At 37.9% G+C, this 18,848-nt stretch carries 20 protein-coding genes and 1 pseudogene; 2 read left to right on the top strand and 19 right to left on the bottom strand.

What is annotated here, in order from left to right; genetic code table 11:
- Nucleotides 1-92 precede the first annotated feature (92 nt).
- Both SB028_RS17185 and SB028_RS17190 read left to right on the top strand, forming a co-directional pair.
- Nucleotides 93-467 (top strand): annotated as a pseudogene (locus tag SB028_RS17185) (type II toxin-antitoxin system RelE/ParE family toxin).
- The gene (locus SB028_RS17190) at nt 439-738 is read left to right on the top strand and encodes a helix-turn-helix domain-containing protein (protein WP_069366970.1); all 300 of its coding nucleotides are present in this window, start codon (nt 439-441) and stop codon (nt 736-738) included. The pseudogene SB028_RS17185 and the gene SB028_RS17190 overlap by 29 nt, the downstream one beginning before the upstream one ends.
- Nucleotides 739-827: 89 nt before the next feature.
- Here the strand turns inward: SB028_RS17190 and SB028_RS17195 are convergent, their stop codons facing one another.
- The 19 genes from SB028_RS17195 to SB028_RS17285 all read right to left on the bottom strand — a co-directional run bounded on the left by SB028_RS17195 (nt 828) and on the right by SB028_RS17285 (nt 18,727).
- Nucleotides 828-2,153 carry a protein-tyrosine phosphatase family protein gene (locus SB028_RS17195; protein WP_286138942.1) on the bottom strand — a complete coding sequence of 442 codons (1,326 nt, stop codon included), beginning with the start codon at nt 2,151-2,153 and terminating at the stop codon, nt 828-830.
- A gap of 207 nt (nt 2,154-2,360) precedes the next feature.
- On the bottom strand, nt 2,361-2,687 hold the full coding sequence (locus tag SB028_RS17200; RefSeq protein ID WP_004245856.1) for a DMT family transporter: 327 nt from the start codon (nt 2,685-2,687) through the stop codon (nt 2,361-2,363).
- An 83-nt stretch (nt 2,688-2,770) separates the two neighbouring features.
- Nucleotides 2,771-3,187 (bottom strand): DMT family transporter, encoded by a 417-nt coding sequence (locus SB028_RS17205; RefSeq protein WP_069366971.1) that lies wholly within the window; start codon nt 3,185-3,187, stop codon nt 2,771-2,773.
- Nucleotides 3,188-3,222: 35 nt separating this feature from the next.
- On the bottom strand, nt 3,223-3,927 hold the full coding sequence (locus SB028_RS17210; protein WP_069366972.1) for a hypothetical protein: 705 nt from the start codon (nt 3,925-3,927) through the stop codon (nt 3,223-3,225).
- Nucleotides 3,928-3,944: 17 nt separating this feature from the next.
- Complete coding sequence (locus tag SB028_RS17215) at nt 3,945-4,589, bottom strand: phosphate propanoyltransferase (RefSeq protein WP_069366973.1); 645 nt, start codon at nt 4,587-4,589, stop codon at nt 3,945-3,947.
- Nucleotides 4,589-5,059 carry a BMC domain-containing protein gene (locus SB028_RS17220; RefSeq protein WP_069366974.1) on the bottom strand — a complete coding sequence of 157 codons (471 nt, stop codon included), beginning with the start codon at nt 5,057-5,059 and terminating at the stop codon, nt 4,589-4,591. The genes SB028_RS17215 and SB028_RS17220 overlap by 1 nt, the downstream gene beginning before the upstream one ends.
- 13 nt (nt 5,060-5,072) lie before the next feature.
- Complete coding sequence (cutD, locus tag SB028_RS17225; protein ID WP_069366975.1) at nt 5,073-6,023, bottom strand: choline TMA-lyase-activating enzyme; 951 nt, start codon at nt 6,021-6,023, stop codon at nt 5,073-5,075.
- 100 nt (nt 6,024-6,123) lie between these two features.
- Entirely contained in the window at nt 6,124-9,552 is a 3,429-nt protein-coding gene (cutC, locus tag SB028_RS17230; protein ID WP_069366976.1) for a choline trimethylamine-lyase, read from the bottom strand.
- Nucleotides 9,553-9,608: 56 nt separating this feature from the next.
- Nucleotides 9,609-10,757: a 1-propanol dehydrogenase PduQ gene (locus SB028_RS17235; protein ID WP_069366977.1), complete on the bottom strand. Its 1,149-nt coding sequence runs from the start codon at nt 10,755-10,757 to the stop codon at nt 9,609-9,611.
- A 7-nt stretch (nt 10,758-10,764) separates the two neighbouring features.
- Nucleotides 10,765-11,028: a EutN/CcmL family microcompartment protein gene (locus SB028_RS17240; RefSeq protein WP_064721253.1), complete on the bottom strand. Its 264-nt coding sequence runs from the start codon at nt 11,026-11,028 to the stop codon at nt 10,765-10,767.
- Between the two features lie 26 nt (nt 11,029-11,054).
- Nucleotides 11,055-12,722, bottom strand: a complete 1,668-nt coding sequence (locus SB028_RS17245; protein WP_248620162.1) for an acetaldehyde dehydrogenase (acetylating) — start codon at nt 12,720-12,722, stop codon at nt 11,055-11,057.
- A 73-nt stretch (nt 12,723-12,795) separates the two neighbouring features.
- Nucleotides 12,796-13,074, bottom strand: coding sequence for a BMC domain-containing protein (locus SB028_RS17250; RefSeq protein WP_006536328.1), 279 nt, complete (start codon nt 13,072-13,074; stop codon nt 12,796-12,798).
- A gap of 14 nt (nt 13,075-13,088) precedes the next feature.
- Nucleotides 13,089-13,373, bottom strand: a complete 285-nt coding sequence (locus SB028_RS17255) for a BMC domain-containing protein (protein ID WP_006536329.1) — start codon at nt 13,371-13,373, stop codon at nt 13,089-13,091.
- Nucleotides 13,374-13,393: 20 nt separating this feature from the next.
- Nucleotides 13,394-13,672, bottom strand: coding sequence for a BMC domain-containing protein (locus tag SB028_RS17260; protein ID WP_004249182.1), 279 nt, complete (start codon nt 13,670-13,672; stop codon nt 13,394-13,396).
- 661 nt (nt 13,673-14,333) lie between these two features.
- Nucleotides 14,334-14,852, bottom strand: coding sequence for a FidL-like protein (locus SB028_RS17265; RefSeq protein WP_006536331.1), 519 nt, complete (start codon nt 14,850-14,852; stop codon nt 14,334-14,336).
- A complete protein-coding gene (locus SB028_RS17270; RefSeq protein ID WP_069366980.1) occupies nt 14,852-15,706 on the bottom strand; it encodes a transcriptional regulator in 855 nt (284 codons plus the stop codon). The genes SB028_RS17265 and SB028_RS17270 overlap by 1 nt, the downstream gene beginning before the upstream one ends.
- A gap of 20 nt (nt 15,707-15,726) precedes the next feature.
- Nucleotides 15,727-16,320, bottom strand: a complete 594-nt coding sequence (locus tag SB028_RS17275) for a TetR/AcrR family transcriptional regulator (protein WP_069366981.1) — start codon at nt 16,318-16,320, stop codon at nt 15,727-15,729.
- Nucleotides 16,321-16,659: 339 nt separating this feature from the next.
- Nucleotides 16,660-17,325 carry a hypothetical protein gene (locus SB028_RS17280; protein WP_069366982.1) on the bottom strand — a complete coding sequence of 222 codons (666 nt, stop codon included), beginning with the start codon at nt 17,323-17,325 and terminating at the stop codon, nt 16,660-16,662.
- Between the two features lie 127 nt (nt 17,326-17,452).
- Nucleotides 17,453-18,727, bottom strand: a complete 1,275-nt coding sequence (locus SB028_RS17285) for a bifunctional O-acetylhomoserine aminocarboxypropyltransferase/cysteine synthase (protein ID WP_069367028.1) — start codon at nt 18,725-18,727, stop codon at nt 17,453-17,455.
- Nucleotides 18,728-18,848 lie beyond the last annotated feature (121 nt).

An 18,848-nucleotide genomic window follows, 5' to 3' on the forward strand; every position in this document is an offset into this window, starting at 1 on the left:
AATAAACACTACCTTGCTACTCTAACGAGTATTGAAATATAAGTTGTAGCTTATTACCTTATAAATAAGTTATAACTTATATGAGGTGAGCCGTGTGGAATGTACTCTTTACAAATAATTTCGATTCTTGGTTATTAGAACAAAACAACGAGTTACAAGAACGCATTTTAGCGGCCTTACAGAATTTATAGGTTTATGGGCCTAGGTTACCAAGACCATATGCTGATAACATCAAAGGTTCAAAATATCCGAATATGAAAGAGCTCCGGATACAACACACAGGAAAACCGATACGAGTATTTTTTGCGTTTGACCCAACTAGAAAAGCCATTGTGCTATGTGCAGGCAATAAAACTAATAATAAGAAATTTTATCAAACGATGAGCCATATAGCGGATCGAGAATTTACCTCATATCTTTTATCAATAAGAGAAGACAATGAAAACACTTCAACAAGCTATCGCTGAACGTTCTCCTGATAGCCAAGAACGTATAAAAAAAATGGCTGATGAATTGATACTAGAAACAGGACTACAAATTTTAAGAGAAGAGTTAAATATTTCACAAAAAGAACTTGCTACTCATTTAGGAATTTCTCAACCTGCGATTACCCAAATAGAGCAAAGAGGTAACGATCTAAAACTGGCAACATTAAAACGCTATGTTGAAGCGTTAGGCGGTAAACTTAGCTTAACGATTGAATTACCTACTGGTGAAGATCGTATTTTCCATCTTTAAATTTAGAAAAATAACAAAGAATAATATGGTAAAACCAATCCCCATTGTGAATGCAATGGGGATTGGTATACTTATTTTTTGAATACGTATTATCTTGTTTTAATATCATTATTAAGCAAAGGGATATTATTTATTGCAAATTTAGCTAGCTCAGCAATTTGTTCTGGTTTATACAGTGCTCTAATACTGCGTTTTTTCCTTAAATCAGCGATGATACTCTCTAGACTTTTTTCTTCTGTATTTCCTGCTTCTGTATTTCCTGCTTCTGTATTTTTTGCTTCAATCATTTTCATCATTTCCATTAAAGCAATAAATTCCCCTGTTCTTCCTAATCCAGCAAGGCAATGGACCGCTATATTTTCTTTTGTTGGGGTTATTTTTAGTTTATCGCCAATAACATTAATTGTATTTTGTAATTTTGTCGCATCTATTCCTGTATGATCTTTCCAATTAAAAATATGCACAAAGTTTATTGTTTTATCTTCCTTACAACCTTTTTTAGTGAAGAGTCTAGAGTATACTTTGCAATCTAAATGTGTTTTATTTCCTAAAATGTCATTCTCTCCATTTTTATTTTCTACAACTCTAACGGTTCCATCTTTATCTTGTATTTTAACCTTACTGAAATCCCACTTCCTAATGAGGCTAGATTTTATATCATCTGAATCTGAACCCTCTCTAAAATATTTAAACCCTTCCGTTTCAAAATCTTTTTTATTATATTCACTACCCAGTTTTGAGAGATCTTTTTTAATATCATCATTCGAGGCTAAAATATAAACTGTATTTATGTCATTATCAAATAACATATTAAAAAAACTTCTTAAGCTTTCTTTGTTATTGAATGGGTATTGAGATGCGATAGTCATATAACGAGAATCATCAGCGCTCACATTATTAGCAGGTAAATAGATGCCATTTGATTTAATAAGTGTATCTTTACAATATTTTAGCTCTCTTTCATATCGAGAGTTTTTAACAGATTGGTAATTTTCTGAATGATTTTTTTCTAATTCAGATTTCATATCATATAATCTATCAAATAACACTTCACATTGTTTCTTATTATATTCATCTATGCCTATTTGATCGCTAATCATCTTTAAAAAAACAACTTTTTCAGCACTCTTTTTTAGATCTACATTTGTGTCATTTAATTGAAATTTTTCTAAGTTTTCCATTCCTCGTCTAGCACGTAATCCATTCTTCTTCTTTTCTTCTTGTGGTGGCGATTGTGATAAATTCGAGCTAGAATGTTCTCCTATAGATGGTCGTGGTGGTGAATTAAGATCTCTATTTTTGTTACTAATATCTACTAGATTATTTTGAAACGAGTGTTCTTTTTCTTTAACTTTATCTGCAGTAGCTCTTAAATATATTGTCCTTAAAGCAATTGGTGATGAAGAAATTGGCATATTTATTTCCTTGTAATTTAAAATTTCATTATCTTATTAAGGAAATAGTTGGTATATAAAAAAAACTCCTTTTTAAATAGCATTAAAATTAAAAAAGATATAATAAAATAGCCTTTAGATAATGTTCATAAGAAACACCGATACCATTTCTAATGGTATCGGCATCTTCTATTTAAAATGAAATAAATATATCGCTTATATATTTTTTTACATCGTAGAAAATGTATTCATAATTATCCCACCAGAAATAATCAATGCCATAGAAAATATTGCTGGTAGATCGGGTTTTTGTTTATATAAAATCATCGCTACTAATGTTACACCCACAATACCAAACCCACACCACAGTGAATATGCTACACCAACAGGGATATATCCCATTGCGCGTGTTAGGGCAAAATAACAAATACAGTAAGCCGCAATCACTAAAACAGAAGGCGCTAATTTACTAAAACCGTTGGTCTTTTTAATCATTGACGTGCCCGTGATTTCAGAACCAATAGACAACGCCAGCCATAAGAATCCGGTAAACATAATGGTTATCCTTATTTATTTTAATAAAGTACTTATTTATTAAAAAATAGTTTTATTAAAAATAGATTTATTAAGAAGTAGATTTATTTATTCACTGGCGATGCAGTCTGTTTAATATTAGGTGTTTCCGTTGTTTCTTTTTCCTCTTCTTCTGAGCCCATTTTGGAGAAGAGATTCATAATCACAATACCACTGGCAATAACGGCCATGCCGATGATTGCCGCAGTATCAGGATGTTGTCCATAAAATGCCATACCTAATGTTGATACGACGAGTATCCCTGTTCCTGACCACGTAGCATATGCCAACCCTACAGGAATATTTTTTACTGCACGCGATAATGAGTAATAACAAATAACGTATAAAACAACAATTAAGCCTAACAATAATGTTTTAGTTGTTCCTTCACTATTATCAAACATTTTTAAAGTAGAGGTTGCTGAGGTTTCTGAAATAATAACCGCCAGCATCCAAAGCCATGATTTAGCTTTTGGTGACATAATAAGACTCCTGAGTTATCAGATATAATTTAAGATTAATTTTTCAAACTTTTTAAATATTCAATAGCAGAATCCGTTAATTTATCTTGCGATAAATGATATTCTCCAGGCTTATTCATTACTTCATTTAAAGTAATATAGCGATTATTATCTTTCTGTTTAATTTCAGGTTTATATTCAGGTTTAGTTTTATAACTAACATCATAATTTATTAAATTAGCTTCAATATCATTTATAGGTTGGAATATAATACCCATTGATTTTAATCGGCTAATATTTTCCTGAATAAGCAGGTTGTACTCTTTATTTTTATTTAAACCTAAAATCTCATTTAATTCACTTTCTGGTTGGCAAAAATAAGGTAATGCCATAACAGGAATATTTTGAGCAAGTGCAGAATGAATTAACTTCCCTTCTTCACTGATAAATAATCCATTAATAATTTCACCCACCAGCTTTTTATCAAAATAAGGTACAAACAGTGCGTGGTAAGTCGATAATTGCTGGTAATCAAACTCACTCGCGTTATACATATCTCCTAGATGACGCCATTTCGACAAATCATGACTGACTTGTGCCTGTGTTGTAACAAAAAGAGAAAATCGAATATGAGAAAACGTGTTGATACGTTGACAGATTTCATCTTGGTATCCCGGTGCAGGTGTAAGCGCTAACAACACCGATTTTTTCATTCTTCTTTCTATTTCAGCTACTATCCTTTCAATTAACTGATTGTCCATTACGTCACCTCATTGCCTTAGCTGACAATAAAAACGCTATCGTTGTTACGAAGTCCTGCTGCATTCGCCTCATCAGTATCGATATGAAATTCCAAAGCAAATTTTTCACTCACACGAACAATGACCTCATCAAAAATCAGGCTACGCTCACCTTCTGTTTTAATGTGTACTTTTTGACCATTAGTGACGTTGAACATTCTGGCGTCAATTTCACTCATATGAATATGACGCTGAGCACAAATCACCTGCTCTTTTAATTCAACATGACCCGCAGGTCCCATTAAAACAGCATTGCCAGAACCAACTAAATCACCTGATTCACGTACAGGTGCTTTTACACCTAATGCAAAACAGTCCGCTTTTGAAATTTCTAATTGACTTTGTGGGCGAACGGGGCCTAAAACACGCACTTTACTGATCGAGCCTTTAGATCCCACAACAATCACACACTCTTTTGCGGCAAACTGACCCGGTTGTTTAAGATCTTTAAACCGGGTGAGTTGATAATCTTTGCCAAATAATGCTTCAACATCTTGTTGTGAAAGATGCACATGACGATTAGAAATACCAACAGGGATGGCCATTCCTTGTGTCTCTCCCGACATCATTCCATGTGCGGGTAAGCGAGAGAGAATTTTCCCCATGAGTTGTTGATTAATCATTATTTTTTACCTTTACGGCTTTCTGGTTTGATCTCTTTTTTACTACTTTGTGCTTTATCTGTAACGTTCTTAGTTTCAGAAGCAATATTTTGAGCCTGTAAATCTGCAACGGCTTTTGGGGCTTCAACTATTGTTTCAATAACTGTTTCAAGGGCAGTCTCTTGCGTTTTTTCAGCAACAGCCGATGCTTTTTTCTTACTTTTTATTGTCAGTAATTTAGTGATCACACTTGGCTCTGGTCTTGCGATAACCAATGAACCAATCACTAACTCTTTTTGGCTCACGACATCAATACCATGATCAACCGCTGTTCTTACTGCACTGATCTCACCTTGAAAACAGACTGATACCAAGCCAGATCCTACTTTTCGGTATCCGATAATTTCTACATTTGCGGCTTTACAGGCGGCATCTGCTGCTTGAATGGCTGCGGTTAATCCACGAGTTTCAATCACACCTAAACTGTTCATCTTTCTCTCCTACTTAGTGACGGACAAGACGGATATCGAAATCAAATTTCTTAAAGAAGGCTTCTAAACTATCTAGCTCTTCTGGCGTATAACTTGGATCGTTTTTTATCGGATAGATCATTTCCAATTTTTCGTACTTATTACGTCCAAATTGGTGATAAGGAAGAATATCGATACGCTGAATATTGCCACGTTTTGAGAGTTCCATTGCGTAGTTAATCGCGCCCGTGATCGCATCATAAGAGTCGTTATAACCTCGTACTAAAGGCATACGGATCACCACATTGGCACCTAGATCCATTAAACGCTCTAAATTACGACGGACATTCTCATTACCAATACCAAACAATGCTTTATGCTGAGTCGTATCAATGTGTTTGATATCAATCAGAAATTGATCAACCACTTCCGCTAATTTTTCATAATTCGCCACGTTAGTGGTCGCTTGTGTTTCCACAGCGGTATTGATCATCATCTTTTTACATTCTCGTAAAAGCGCAACCGCAAAATCAGTTTGTAAACTCATTTCACCGCCACCGATTGTGACACCACCGCCTGAAGAGATATAAAAGTCATAATCTTGCATGATGATTTTCATTAACTCAGAGACAGAAACATCTTTTCCCATAATATCAAGCGCATCAGAGATACAAACTTCTTCACATTTGCGACAACCAATACAATCAACAGCGCGATCAACACGGTGAACTTGCTTACCACTTTCATTCGTTGTCATGTAGTGCACACCCGCAGGACAAACATCAACACATTTACCGCAATCTACACATTTGTCGTGAGAGTACATCACCTGAAATTCACTGCTAAGACCTTCTGGATTTGAACACCAAGGGCAGCGGATATTACAGCCTTTTAAAAAAACGAGAGTACGAATACCATCACCATCATAAATAGAGTATTTCTGGATATTAAATATCCGACCTCTTGTTTCTGCCGCCGTCTCCATCTTTACGCCTCCAAATCTGCATCAAACATCCCTGTTCGATAAATTTAAATCTTGTCTTGTCGATTAAAAGGGATAGCTTGTGCCACCCCTATGGCTATGATCAGAATTTCTCAATCACAGTACGACTGATAATTTCATCCTGAACTTCTTTACATAATTCAACGAAGTAAGCACTGTAACCTGCAACACGAACAATCAAATCGCGGTATTTTTCAGGCTCAACTTGCGCTTTTTTCAGTACTTCATTATCAACATAGCTAAATTGCATCTGGCCGTTACCCAGAATTGAAGCGGTTCTTAATAAAGTAATTAAACCTTGGCGACCTTCATTGGTATCTAATAAACCTTTCAGGAATTTGAAGTTATGAACCATACCGATATTCATGGTTTCAACATTCATCTTGCTGATTGATTTGATGATCGCCGTTGGGCCATGTTTATCAGCGCCTTGTGTTGGGCTGATCCCATCTGACAATGGTTTCCATGCAAAACGACCATTTGGTGTGGCTGCTGTTAACTCGCCAATTGGCGTATTGTTAGAGATAGACAGCGTGCCGTGGCTCAGCGTGGAATAGAGCATTTTATATTTACGACATTCACGCTCAGTCCACTCCGTAATATCTAATGCATATTGGTCAACAATATCGTCATCGTTACCAAATTTTGGTGCATTTAAGCAGTCACGTAATAACTCATCATGACCTTCAAAGTTAGCTAATAGCGCATCGCGGATTTGTTCTAAGGTGTATTTTCTATCTTCATAAACAAGTTTGCGAATAGCTGCCATTGAGTCCACATAAGTCGCTAAACCGGAGAAGATAAGGCCAGGACCATGGTTAACCATTGCACCACCCGCAGTGACGTCTTTACCTTGTTCCATACAGCCTTCAACCAGTAAAGACATTAATGGTTTCGGTGCAACATCACGGTGAACGCGTTGGCTGATCACAGTACCAATGGCGGATAAACGAACGATATGTGCCACTTGCTCTTTTACAGCACGGTCGAAATCTTCATAGGTACGCAAGTCACGTAAATCCCCTGTATCTAAACCTTGGTAGCTATCAAACAACACCATACGACCGCGATTTAATACAAACTCAATGGCGATAGGCCATTGGGTATAACCTGTTGATGTCCATTGATAAATTCGACCTGATTTTTGTGGCTCAACACAGCCCATCAAGCAGTAGTCACGAGCATCCTCAAAGTCAAAGCCTTTACGTAGCATCATCTTGATATGAGAATCATCGAAGTGACAAGCTGGGAAGCCCATACCTGCTTTTACGACATCAACAATTTTTTCCATATATTGCTGTGGCGATTGGTTATGAATACGACATGCCAGTGATGGTTGATACACTTTCACAAAGCGTACAGCATCCATAATCAGGTAAGTTAAATCGTTACATGCATCGCCACCAGAGCGTTTTTGTCCGCCAATGGTTAAGTTGATAAACGGCTGATAACCCGCGAAGTATTTCGCACCTAGTTCACTCGACATCCACATTAACTCAGCACATTTGATGATAAAGGCTTGCATCATTTCCAGTGCTTGTTCACGCGTTAAACGACCTGATTTGATATCGTTTTCATACATTGGGAAGCAGTATTGGTCTAAACGACCTAAAGAAAGACCCGTTTGGTTCTCTTCAACTTCAAACAGTGACTCAACTGTCCAGATACTTTGCAGTGCTTCTTGCAGTGTTTTAGGGGGATTAGCGGGTACATTTTCATTAACTTGAGCAATGGTTAGTAACTCTTCACGACGTTGTGGATTGCTCTCTTTTGATGCTAATTCACGCGCATGTTCTGCAATGCGATGTGCGTAAGCAATCACACCTTCACAGCTTTCAATAGACGCTTTGTAGAAATAAATACGGTCGATATCCGCAGGATTTTCCATGCTTAATTCAGCCAGTTTTGCTTGCGCATCGGCTTTAATACCGTTCATGCCCTTAGTGAAAAGCAGTACGTCATAACCTGGGCAAGTATCACCACCACCATTGATTTGGTGATAAGACAGATCACTAACAAAGGTTTCACCACTAAATTCCCACACACCTGCTTCGCGATATTGAGCTTCACAGATCTCGTCTAAAGAACGACCTTCCCAGAATGGAACAATCTCTTCGCGAATAACTTTTTTGTCTTCTTCTGAAATTTGGAATGGATCTTGTGGACGTGTGCTCATGGTATCGAGTTCATCACGAACCCAGCGCCATGCGATATCAGGAGAGAAAGCACCTGCACGCGCTTTTCCACAAGGATGTCCAACTATCAGCTCTTCATCTTGAATTAAGATAGGTGCAGTTTCACATGCACGACGGAATGCTTTAGCGCGCAGTAAAATCGGTGGCAAACCTGGGTTATTTCGGACGATTTCAGTAAATGCTAGTGCCCTGTAAATAGAGACACTTGGACGTGCTTCTAAGTAGCGATTACGTAAGCGTTGTAAGCGAGGCGTTAACCCTTCCATCACCTTGAATTCGCCCGCATCAGCATTTGATGTAACAAAGTGTGCAGAAGGAGCGGCGTATTGAGGCTGTGAATTCGCACGACCATTATATAAACGCACTTGCAGTGAACTGTGTAAGGTTGACAGATTAGTGCGAGCGGATAACAGCATCTCTGACAGTTCGTTAATGCTGACACGTGGATCGTTGATATCAACACCCTGTGTCATTGCATCAAACATGGGATAACCATCAACTTCTTTAGTTGCACGTACTTCTGAAAGTTCAGCTAATTTCAGCCATACACTTTCAACAATTTCATACGCTTGTGCTTGTGTTAAACGACCTTGGTCGATATCACGTTGATAGAATGGATAAAGTGCTTTATCAAATCCCATTGGATTAATGGCATAGCTACCATTTTCTAGATGTAAGACTAATTGCAGTAAATAAAATACTTGAACCGCTTCTTTAAAAGTCTCTGCTGGTTTTGCAGGCACTTTACGTAATATTGCTGCACTATCTAATAATTCGGCTTTACGGTAAGGATTACCTTCCATTGCGGCTAAATTCTCTGCTTTTGCAGACAGAATTTGTGCAAAATACAGTGCTGCATCACATGCATAAATTGCTGATTTACAGTAATTAGCTTCATCCATACTGCTACGATTGACGGCACTACCAATGCTTCTAATTCTGTCTTCAAGCTGTGCTTTGATGGCTAAGAAACCTTGGTTTACCACCAGCATATAATCAGGTGATGCAACGCTATTATTAATACTTAAGAAGCGATAGATAGAGTCGCTACGCACTTCTTCTTCAGTATGAAAAATGGCACCGCGTGGTGTTGATGATTGGCTACCGATAATCAGTTCATCTTGTGCGATATAGCTTGGAAAATGGCGGATAAACTCATAAAAACGTTGCGCAGGTTTAATCGCTTGTGGAACACCTGCAATGCTGTTATCTAATGAATCAAAAATTGTCGCACGCTCTGTACTGATTGAGCTATTGCGTGAAACTAAACGTTCTGCCAGCATTTTTACGCGTGGCGTCAAAGAATATTTGGCCATGTGAGGCTCTCCTGATGTTCTTTACTTGACCTAATCGGTATTTATTCGGTTGAGCATTAGCTGTGTGATACACCGGCAAATGCCTGACGATACAATGTTTCTAATTGGTGTGTGTTCACGTCACGCGGATTTGTCGGTGTACAGCTATCTCGTAAAGCCTGTCCGACCATTTCCGTTAAACGAGCATAAAAGTCCGCTTCACTGACACCGGTATCGCGAATACTCTTCGGCATACCCATTTCATCTTTCAATACATTAATGGCGACGATTAAACTGGTTACCCCTTCTCTTACTGTATTAGCTGGAAGTCCCAAGCTTTGAGCAAGATAGGCGTAACGTTTTGCTGCTTCACTATTACAATCACCATGAAGATTGGCGTTAAAGGCGACAACATGTGTCATCAATAACGCATTTGCACGACCGTGAGGAACGTGGAATACACCGCCTAATGCGTGAGCAAGACTGTGAGTTATCCCCAGCGAGGCGTTAGTAAATGCCATGCCTGCGATACAAGATGCGTTATGCATTTTTTCGCGAGCAAATAAGTTGTCACCTTGATGGTGGCAATCAATAAGATGACCAAAGACTAACTTGACGGCTTTCTCTGCCATCGCATCGGAAAAATCAGATGCGGCTTTAGAAACATAAGCTTCTAGTGCATGACAAAGGACATCCATACCGGTATCTGCCGTAATGGCAGGTGGCACAGATTTCACCAACTCAGGATCGAGAATGGCGACATCAGGCAACATAAACTCATCAACCAAGACCAGTTTTTCATTGTGTGATTTGATCACTGAAAAAGAGGTCACTTCAGAACCCGTACCACTGGTGGTTGGGATCGCAATAAATTGAGGTTTTGTTCTGTTGCTCTCTTTACGGGTATGCCAGAGGGAGTACATAACGGCTTTCGCAGCATCAATCACTGATCCACCACCAAGTGCGATAACCAAGTCTGGATAATGAGCATCCATGATCTTCATACCACTGACGATGGCTGAAATATCGGGATCGGAAGCAACATCATCGTAAATGTGGAAATCAATACCTCGTTGCATTAACTTGTCAGTGACTTTATTTGCAAAGCCAAACTTCACCATTGCTTTATCTGTCACCACAAATGCGCGGCGGGCAGTTAACCCAGAAAGAAAATCCAGTGCATTGGTGCCAAACTGAATTTGGGGTTTTATCAGAAACTCACTCATGTCGTTATTACTCCTTACTGTCCCGATAAACCTTCTCAACAATGGCAACCACTGACATCGCCTTGTAGCGATCTTTGTTCAGCGCAAAGTATTCTTCAGCCAACACAACATCGTTGATACCTGCACCTACACTATCCACTGCAACATACGTTTTGTTTTTCAGTGGCTTAAGCTCATCATCTAAGGTGGCTATCATCAATAAATTGCTACCTTTAAGTTCTGGGCTTTTTTGTGTCGCTACTACGTGTCCGATTACCTTTGCGAGGATCATGGTTTATATCGCCTTATATCAATGAGTTATTTACTCAGACGTCCGAGAACTTCCTTGATAATGCGCTCCACGTTTTCTTCGGTAATATCACCTTGTTCAATCACTTGTTGTGTACAAGCACTGACAGTCGTTGCATAAGGAGATGCACCAAAGCGATCATCACCTTGAACTTGACGTTGTGCAGTGGCACATTCAGCATGAACCGGGGTTAAAGAAGGTGAACGAAAACGGTCATCATCAAGAATGCTGGTCTGGTGATTTGCACTGGAAACAGAGCAAGCAGAAACAGCAGGTTGAGTAACTTCTTGTGCTAAAGGACAAGGTTGTTTCAGCTCTTCAACGGTACGCACGCCATAACCTACTTTACGAATATTCAGTAGATTCATCGGACCAACATTGTCAGAGCTAGAACCACCACCTACAGCCCCACAGCCTAAGGTTAACGCTGGAGTAATATTAGTGGTTGCACCGATGCCACCTAATGCCGCTGGGGTATTAATCAGAATACGGTTAACCGGTTTTTCTAGAGAGAACTGACGAATAACATCTTCATTTTTGGTATGAATAACTAAGGTATGACCTAAGCCTTCGTTAGTCAGTAATTGCACCACGCGATCGCACGCGGATTTCCAATCTTCTTCGATATACATGCCTAAGATTGGGCATAGTTTTTCACGCGAATACGGGTTTTTTGGGGAAACGGTATCTTGTAATGCGATTAATACACGCGTATTCGCGGGTACGCTAAAACCAGCACGCTGACTTAAATAAATCGCATCTTTACCCACAACAGCTGGGTTAATTGTGCCGTTAGCACGCAGTAACATTGAAGCCACTTTTGTTGCTTCTTCGTCATTCATAAAGTAAGCACCTTGCGCTAATAGCTCTCGGTGAACTTCGTTATAAATGCAACGTTCAACAATAATGGATTGCTCTGATGCGCAGATAACGCCGTTATCGAATGTTTTACTGGTGATGATATCGCTCACGGCTTTTTTGATATCTGCACTGCGTTCGATAAAAGCAGGGCCATTACCTGGACCACCACTGATGGTTGGTGTACCTGATGCATAAGCGGCACGCACCATACCTTCACCACCCGTCGCTAAAATTAATGACACATCTTTGCTGTGCATTAATTCTTTGGTCGCTTCTAATGTCAGTAATGTCACACCATCAACAATACCTGCTGGTGCTCCAGCCTCTAAAGCCGCTTTTTTAACAATTTCTAATGCACGGAAACTGCACTGTTTTGCATTTGGATGCGGAGAGAAAATAATCGCATTACCCGCTTTCAGTGCAATTAGGGTTTTATAGATAATGGTTGATGTTGGGTTAGTTGAAGGGACTAACGCCGTGATAACACCTAAAGGCACGCCAACATCCATGACTTTTTTCACTTTATCGTCATTGATAATGCCAACGGTCTTCATGTCTTTCATATGTTCATACACACGCAATGACGCGAAAGTATTCTTCAGAACTTTGTCTTCCCACTTACCAAAGCCTGTTTCTTCGTTCGCCATTTTTGCCAGCTCTTCTGCGTGACGAGCCGCTTCAAATGCAATGTGTTTTACAATGCTGTCGATTTTTTCCTGCGAAAACTTAGCATAAACAAGTTGTGCATTTTTCGCGTTACGAACTAGCTCACGAGCCAGTTGTCTGGATTGCAAATCTTTATCTAATGCAACCATGTCTCCCCCCATACAGGAGTTAAAAAATTTAGCTGAATAACTTATTTCTTTGCTTTACAGCACGCCTGAATAATCAGGCTTTGTGCTGTTGTGCGATTTTCTCGATATCGTTATGCGGTCTTGCAATAACACGAGAAGTCACGACAGTGCCGATACGTTTTGCCGCTTCAACACCTGACTCAACCGCTGCATTGACTGCACCGACATCGCCTTTCACCATTGCTGTCACTAAACCTGAACCGACGTTTTCATAACCAATCAGTTCAACATTGGCTGCTTTGCACATTGCATCAGCAGCTTCAATGCAAGCGACAAGCCCTTTGGTTTCAACTAGACCGAGTGCTTCTTTCATATTTATTTCCTTCGTTATTCAGTCACTTTGTACTGGGCAACGATTTTTTGAATATCGTTATGTGGACGAGCGATGACTAATGAAGTCACAACAGTACCAACACGTTGAGCAGCTTCTAAGCCAGATTCCACAGCGGCTTTAACGGCACCTACATCGCCTTTCACCATTGCAGTCACTAAACCTGAACCCACATTTTCGTAGCCGATTAACTCAACATTTGCCGCTTTACACATCGCGTCTGCAGCTTCGATACAAGCCACCAGCCCTTGAGTTTCAATAAGTCCTAATGCATCACCCATACGTTCTCCTAAGGCAAAAACTATGCCTTGTGTTTGATAACAATTTTGTTGATGTCATTGTGAGGACGAGCAATCACGAGCGATGTAACAACTTCACCCACGCGTTGTGCTGACTCCACACCTGAATCCACAGCAGCTTTCACTGCGCCTACGTCGCCTTTCACCATCGCAGTCACGAGACCTGAACCCACATTTTCATAGCCAATAAGTTCAACGTTCGCGGCTTTACACATAGCGTCAGCGGCTTCAATACATGCCACCAGACCTTTGGTTTCGATCAGACCTAATGCATCACCCATTTTCATTTCCTCCGAGAAGCCGTTTAACGGTTTACGTTTGCCCATTATGTCTGCGTGGTGATTTTTTAAACGCAGACGTTGGTTTCAAAATCACTATAACGCGCAAAAATAAAAACAAAATATAAATCCATAATAACAACGCATATAGAATTTAATTCTGTTATTTAGTGTTTTTTATCTCTCTATTTATATATCCGTGCTGTTAATTTGTTTTTTTCATCGTTATAAATTTATTGATTTTCATAAAAAAAAGATGAAAAAATAGCCAAATTAACTTTGTTAGAAGGATGTTGAAAAGGTGAAAAAAGGCAGTACATATCGACGAGAAAGATGTGCGGAATATCACTGATATTTCAATGTGAGATCAATAATTGGAAAAGCGTAAATCAAGTCTATATACAAATCGTGCTATTTTTTTGTTGATCACATATTTATCAAATTTATATCTTTACGACGGTGTATAAAAAATAAAGATGAGCACTCTTTACTATAAAAGTCATACCGACAATCCATTGAAATCACGGAATAGGCAAAGAGTTAACATCAGGAATATGTGAGAAGAGATGGTCAATTAAGAGGATAGATATATTGAGTTTTAGATAAACAAAAAGGCGACTATATAGAGGCCGCCTTGCAAAATAGAATCAGATAATCAGGACGATTAATCGAATTTACTGCCCGGTTTTAAGGTACAAATATAGAGCGGTGAATTGAGTGAACTGAGTAGTAATGTTTTCTCATTTAACTTTTGCGCATTAATAAATAACCCATCATGACTGTCTGACATTTCACGCATAAAATAGTCAAAAATAACGTCTGGAGATTCATCAATTGATGATGCACTGGCATCCCATTGGCTAACAAAATAGTGACGTTCTGTTGGTGAAACACGCTTGGTTGTATAATCAAATTTCACATAGCGTTGTAAATATAACCATCCTGCTTTTGAGGTGGTATAACCTTCAACAACAATAGACCCTTTACCATTAGCGCCAAATGAAAAATGAATATTCCCATTTACATTTTCATCTTCCATATTTTCAAAACGCATAATGCCCTTGGTAGAGCAAACCATGACACCTTCATTTTTAATGGTTAATAATCTTGTTGCTGCATAAGTCGCGACCAAGATAAAAATCAGGGCCGATAAAAAACATAAAAGTTTCCCTGAGATTTTCATTAGTATTTCCAAGAATAGTAAAAGTAATTATCACAATAACTAAATGGATTATCTTCGTTTTTAGCACAGTGCGCTAAAAATACTCGACCCAATCCATTTGTTTGTAATTTATCACCATAAAAGAAAACAAATCGCTCACCTTTCACACACTGTAAATTAAGCTTCTTTCTTACAGCGTCAAAATTGCGAACATAATTATCACTTACCGCAGAATTAATCATGGCTTCATTAGAAAGTAACTCACAATCATTATGCGTTAATGGTGTCAGTGAAATTGGCTTTGATTGGTGTTGATTAAAAAAGATGATCACCGCAAGAAATACCGCACCTAATAGAAAACCAATGCTGGCTAAATACCAACAAATTTCTGGTTTCTGTTTTTGTTGTGGTGCTTCTTCTTGTATAGGCTCTAAAGGTGTTTGCGTTAAAGATAAAGGTGTCGTTGTTTCAACCACTACTTTGTTTTCATCTTTAACTAGAATAGGTGATCCTTCATTTGTTTGAATTGAAGGTAAGAGCGTTGAATCATCAATGAGTTCAACTGATATATCTGGATTAAACTCTAATCGTCCTTTCGCAATAGTCACAATGATATTTTCAATACCATAATGGCGAAATGTTTTTCGTAATAAACTCAAATATTGGTTTAAATTACTGTTTGATGAAACTAATCCATTATCATCCCAAACACGTTTTAATACTTCATCACGATTAACAACGCCGGGATGCTGAATAAAATAAAAAAGTAACGCATTAGCGGTAATAGAAAGATGAGTATCAACACTCTCTTTTTCTAACGATATCGCGCCATCCGTTGCGTCGTAATAAATTAAGGCATTTATTTTGTATTTCATTGTGCCCTCATTCATCCTGATTAAAATGACTGATTTTCTGTGTTTGCCATATAGTCAAATGTCATTTCAGATAATCTTTCGACTAATGCGCTACGCTCTTCTTGTGAAAGTGTAGGGCCTTCTGTTAGTTCAGATAACCAAAGACCATCTGCTGCATAACGAATTAATGTTCCTAAATAACTATTATCTAATTTATCGCCTTTGGCTAAATGATCTAACATCCAGTCTCGCCAACATTGACGCATAATAGGCTCATTTGGCATAGCTAAAGATAATATGGCTAATTGGCGACTTTCGTCTGACTGTTTTAAATCAGAAATATAAGTTAAATAGGCGCGAGAAAAACGCCCTGCTTCAATCGGATCATTTTCCATAATCACTGCAATGCGACTATCCATAATATCCAATAGCCGTTTAAAGACTGCCTGCACTAATTCTAATTTTCCGGGGAAATGATGAAGTAGACCGCCTTTACTGACTCCTGCTTCTTTTGCCACGGCATTCAAAGAGAGAGAGGCTATTCCTTCATTAGCCACAATAACACTTGCCGCTTCCAATAATTGCTCTTGTACTCGGATAGGGTCTTTTTTTCGGTGATGTGCAGTTGTATTCATGCATAGGATAATACCGACCAGTCGGTATGTTCCTTATTGATCAAAATCAATCTGATTTATACTGATACTTATTATATGTAAATAATGGAGTTGACTTCACATTCCTTTATTTATTAATCAAATTTAATTTAAAAAATTAAATTATTTTACAAGATTGATCGGGACGATTAATTTAAAAAACAAAAGGAGTTTAGAATTTGATTTTTATCAAAAAATCACTGCATTGATTAACTATTTCATTAATGATGACAAATAAAATAAGAATAAAGAAATCAATATTAAATTAATTTCTTTATTTAAAATTAAATTTATTTTTTATAAAAATAGAATTAGCATTATTTAAAGAGTATTAAATTTTGTGCCATTTTCAATGGTAGTAAAAAACAACCTAAAAAGTTCATCATCTGTTGGAATGGTATCATAATTATTTTCCTCAGATAACGTATCATCGGAAGGTGAAGTATAAATATCCTCCTCATAAAAATCCGTAGAATCAAAAACCTCACTATATACGTCCTCAACTGTTACTGAATTATTTTCATCTATTGATTCATATGTATTTTCTTCTGGAAGATTTATTTCTTCATATTCATGTTCTTCTGGACTATCTTTTAATTCACATCTACTTTCACCTGAATCATATATTGAATTATATCTACTATCAACTGAACCATATATTGAATTATATCCACTATCAACTGAACCATATATTGAATTATATTTGCTTTTATCTAAACCCTCCATTTCACATTGACTATTTAAAAACATTTCTATATAAAAGAGCGAGGTTCCTCTTGAAAATTCAATATTTTTACAGAAGTTAATAAGCTCAAGTCCATCGGATTTCGAACCTGTCGAAACCTGTCTAAAAGGAGTATTACTATTAAATAATCCTGTTATACCAGAACTAAGATTAGAGAAAAAATCAACAATATTACTTATTACTTTTCCTATTCCCATTGTCAGTTGACTCGCTGTATCTCTAAATATAGAGGTAACATTCATAATATATCCTTATATTAATGATGATAAGATCAAAATACCTAAAGATACTAATAAAACAAGGGATTTTAAATATAAAAAAACCTCCTTTAAATAAAGAAGGTTTTTAATTCTTAATGTATAACTTTAATTAAATACTGGCTTTTAATGCCTGCTCTAAATCTGCAAGAATATCGTCGATATGTTCAATGCCGATAGATAACCGAATTAAATCGCGTGAAACACCTGCGCGTTCTAATTCTTCATCATTTAATTGACGATGCGTGGTTGATGCTGGATGACATGCTAATGATTTAGCATCACCAATATTCACCAGACGAACAATGAGTTGCAATGCATCTATAAATTTAGCCCCTGCTTCTGCACCTCCTTTAATCCCAAAAGAGAGAATGCCCGCTGGTTTACCTGACATATAACGTACCGCTAAATCATGCTCAGGGTGATTGCTTAAACCTGCATATTTAACCCATGCAACTTGAGAGTGATTTTGTAAATATTCTGCCACTTTTTGGGCATTTTCAGTATGACGATCCATACGCAGTGCCAGCGTTTCTAATCCTTGTAGGATCAAGAATGCATTAAAAGGTGATAGAGCCGCACCTGTTCCACGCAAAGGCGCAACACGACAACGAGCTATATAGGCAGCAGCACCAAAGTGCTCGACATAATTTACCCCGTGATAAGAAACATCTGGTGTATTTAATATTTCAAAACGATCTTTATGCTCAGCCCAAGGGAATTTACCAGAATCAACAACAATACCACCGATAGAATTACCATGACCACCAATATATTTGGTTAAAGAGTGAATAATAATATCCGCACCATGCTCAAAAGGACGGCATAAATAAGGTGTTGCAACCGTATTATCAACAATTAAAGGTACACCATGACGATGAGCGATATCAGCCAATGCTTGAATATCGACAATATTTCCACTTGGATTTGTAATGGTTTCACAAAATACGGCTTTTGTTTTATCGTCAATTAACGCTTCAAGGGCTGCAATATCATCATGAGGGGCAAAGCGGGCTTCAATACCAATGCGAGGAAATGTGTGCGCCATTAAATTATAAGTGCCACCATAAAGCTTAGCGACGGAAACAATATTATCTCCCACTTGTGCAATAGTTTGAATTGCATAAGTGATCGCTGCCATGCCCGATGCTACGGCAACCGCTGCAATTCCACCCTCTAATGCGGCAACACGTTTTTCTAATACGTCATTGGTTGGATTCATGATACGGGTGTAAATATTACCAGGTACTTTTAAATCGAAGAGATCCGCACCATGTTGCGTATCATCAAATGCATAAGATGTTGTTTGGTAAATAGGTACAGCAACGGCTTTTGTGGTTGGATCAGGTGAATAACCCGCGTGAACAGAGAGTGTCTCAAGTTTCATAGCAATTCCTTGTTGTTGCATTTGTTCTTATCGTATTACTTAATACATCTTCTTTATTGGAGATGCTGCAAGTGTAACTATTCAGTTTATAAGTAATATAGATAAGCCGATATTGCCCTCA

The sequence above is a fragment of the Proteus vulgaris genome (genome assembly GCF_033708015.1).
Lineage (GTDB): Bacteria > Pseudomonadota > Gammaproteobacteria > Enterobacterales > Enterobacteriaceae > Proteus.